This is a genomic window from Kitasatospora sp. MY 5-36 (assembly GCF_001182915.1).
Lineage (GTDB): Bacteria > Actinomycetota > Actinomycetes > Streptomycetales > Streptomycetaceae > Kitasatospora.
In genome coordinates this window covers 1-3,116 of record NZ_LFVW01000944.1, presented here as the reverse complement: position 1 = coordinate 3,116, position 3,116 = coordinate 1, and the positions used below count along the sequence as shown (strand labels likewise).

The 3,116-nt window shown below is 75.2% G+C and carries 3 protein-coding genes; 2 read left to right on the top strand and 1 reads right to left on the bottom strand.

Features of this window, described 5'->3' with window-relative positions; genetic code table 11:
- Window positions 1-220, top strand: a 220-nt coding sequence (locus AE652_RS38610; RefSeq protein ID WP_049660109.1) for a helix-turn-helix transcriptional regulator, incomplete at its 5' end; no start/stop codon positions are given.
- Between the two features lie 108 nt (window positions 221-328).
- On the opposite strand, the gene AE652_RS46975 is transcribed toward AE652_RS38610, so the two are convergent.
- Window positions 329-502 (bottom strand): hypothetical protein, encoded by a 174-nt coding sequence (locus AE652_RS46975; protein WP_158077773.1) that lies wholly within the window; start codon window positions 500-502, stop codon window positions 329-331.
- Window positions 503-776: 274 nt separating this feature from the next.
- Here AE652_RS46975 and AE652_RS38605 point away from each other — a divergent pair, with 274 nt between their 5' ends.
- Window positions 777-3,080 carry an LPXTG cell wall anchor domain-containing protein gene (locus AE652_RS38605; protein ID WP_049660108.1) on the top strand — a complete coding sequence of 768 codons (2,304 nt, stop codon included), beginning with the start codon at window positions 777-779 and terminating at the stop codon, window positions 3,078-3,080.
- The last annotated feature ends 36 nt before the right edge of the window (window positions 3,081-3,116 follow it).

Sequence of the window (3,116 nt, the reverse complement as noted above, 5' to 3'; positions counted from 1 at the left end):
GGCCTCGCCGGGGCGGCGCGGCTACGGCGAGCGGCTGTCGCCGCGCGAGCGGCAGGTCGCGGCGCTGGCCGCGCAGGGCGCGGCGAACCAGGACATCGCCCGGGCGCTGTTCCTGTCGACCCGTACGGTCGAGCACCACGTGGCGAGCGCGCTGCGCAAGCTGGGGGTGGGCCGGGCGGGGCTGGGCGAGGCGCTGGCCGCGGAGGACGGGGCCTCCTGAGGAAAAAGGGGGTCCCGCCCGCTCCCTCAAGAGGCGGGACCCTGTCCGTGGTGTCGGCCGTGCCGGTGGGTGGACGGTCGGCCGTGCCGGTGGTGGGTGGGTGGCCGGTCAGCCGTGCCGGTGGTGGCCGGCGCGCTCGACGAGCCGGGAGAGCCGGGCCAGGCGGGCCAGGCCCGGGCGGCGCAGGCCGCTGCCGCTGCGGCGGGCGGGCAGGACCAGTCCGGGGTCCGGGGCGGTGAAGTGCGCGTCGGCGTAGAGCCGCAGGCGTTCGCGACGGGTCATGGGGGCGACCTCCGGGGGGTGAGGGGTCGTCGGCTTGGGCGGGTTCCAGGAAACCGGCTGGGCCGGGGCGGGAACAATGCGTACCGCTACCCATTCCCCCGTACCGAATCCTGGGTACCCACCGCTCCCCCGGACCGGCGGACGGCACACCCCGGGCCGTCCGGCCACCGGTGCTGACCCGGGCGGGTGAAGAAACCACCCGTCAGGCTTCGATTCCCGCCGGCGCAGGTACGAGGTTCTGCTGTCCGTGTCGCCTCCCGACAGCGAGGTTCCCGTGTCACCTGTCCGACGGCTGCGGCCGCGTCCACCGCACGTCCTGTCCGCGCTGCTGGCGGTGGTGCTCGGTGCGGGCGCCGCGGCCCTGGCGCCGCCGCTCGCCGCGGGGGCGCCGCACACCGGGCACGCCCGGGCGGCCACGAAACCGGCGGTCAAGGCCGCCGCGCCGAAGCCGCGCGGGGCCGGGACGCAGCGGCCGATCGGTCCGGACCCGGTGGTCGACCTGCTGGCGCACGGCAACCTCACGATGGCCTCCAACTCGGTGCTGACCTGCGACGACAGCGACGGCACGGTCTGCTCGGACACCGAGGGCTCGAACAACGGCCGGACCAAGTTCATCAAGGTCGACCCGAACGCCCCGGGCCCCAACGCCGCCTCCGCGCAGCTGCTGCTGCCGGCCGGGGCGAACGTGCTGTCCGCCCGCCTGTACTGGCAGTTCAACCCGACCAACACCAGCACCGCGGGCGGCACCTCCGGGGACATCAACAAGGGCAACCAGGTGTCCTGGAAGGTCCCGGGCGCGAGCGGCTACCAGCAGGTGACCGCGGACACCTACGACTGGTTCGACCAGAAGGTCGGCGGGAACCCGCCGGAGCCCCTGCTGGCCGGCGGGGCGGTCAAGGACGTGACGGCCGAGGTCCGGGCCGCCGGCCCGGGCAGCTACACCGTCGCCGACATCCAGGCGTGCGCCGGCCGCTCCTCCGCGCAGAACTACGGCGGCAACAACGTCGGCTGCTGGGGCGGCTGGTCGCTGGTCGTCGCGTACGAGGACCAGGCCGAACCGCTGCGCTACCTCCAGGTCTGGGACGGCTACCAGCTGCTGCGCGACCCCGACAACTCGACCACGCTGACGCTCGGCGGCATCCGCACCCCCGCCACCACGGCCCCGCGGGCCACCATGGGGATCACCGTCGGCGACGGCGACGCGCCGATCGCCGGGGACACCCTGGCGGTCGGCTCCACGCCGGAGAACCTGACCCTCCTGCCGATGCCCGGCCCCAACGGGGTCGGCACCGACAACGCGTTCACCAGCCGGATCGACCACGTCGCCGCGGACGGCACCGGCACCAACATCACCACCCGCGACCCCGACCCGGTCAACAACTACGGCTACGACGCCCGGATGATCGACGTCACCGGCAAGATCCCGGCCGGCAGCGAGCAGGCCCTGGTCCGGATCAGCGGCGCCGGCGACGCCCTGGAGCCGCAGGCCGCCTGGCTGGCCCTCGACGCCCTCGAACCCGACCTGCGGATCACCAAGGCCAACCCCCCGCCCGGCAGCCCCGACGACAACCCGCCCGGCCTGGTCGGCCCCGGCGAGACCATCACCTACACCTTCTCGGTGGCCAACCGCCGCCAGGACGGCAGCAGCACGGACCTCGACACCGCGACCGGCGTCACCCTGACCGACACGATCCCGGCCGGCACCACCTTCGTCCCCGCCTCCAACCCGGCCTGCCAGGCCAGTGGGCAGACCGTCACCTGCACCGTCCCCGACCTGCCCCCGGGCGCCGAGGCCAACGTCGCCTTCCAGGTCACCGTCGACGCCTCGACCGCCGTCGGCACCCACCTCGACGACACCGCCACCCTGCGCTTCGAGGGCAGCCAGACCCGGCGGGCCCAGGAGCGCACCAGCAACACCGTGCGCAACACCGTGGCCGCGGTGCCCGGCTACACCGTCCTCAAGACGGCCACCCCCCCCACCGCCAAGCCCGGCGACACCGTCCGCTACCGGATCCAGGTCACCAACACCAGCCAGGTCGACGCCCCCGGCGTCACCCTCACCGACGACCTGGCCGGCGTGCTGAACTCCGCCGCCTACGACAACGACGCCGCCGCCGACCGCGGCCAGGTCCAGGTCACCGGCACCACGCTGACCTGGAGCGGGGACCTGCCGGTCGGGGCCACCGCGACCATCACCTACTCCGTCACCGTGCGCTCCACGCTGACCGCCGACGCCGTGCTGCGCAACGCCGTCACCTCCACCACCTACGCGAACAACTGCGCGCAGGGCTCGACCGACGCGCGCTGCCGCACCGAGGTCCCGGTCACCGTGCCCAGCCCGAGCCCGTCGCCGAGCCCGTCGCCCAGCCCGAGCCCGACGTCCTCGCCGAGCCCCGGCCCGACGACCTCGCCGCAGCCGAGCCCGAGCCCGACCCACACTCCCCCGCCCGGCCACGGCGGCCAGCTGCCCGAGACCGGGAGCAACGCGGCCACGGTCCTGCCCTTCGTCGGCCTCGCCGCGCTCGGCGCCGTCGCGACGGGCCTGCTCCTGCTGCGCAGGAGCCGCCGCACCCGCTGAGCCCCGCACCCGCACGACCCCACGGCCGCGCCCACG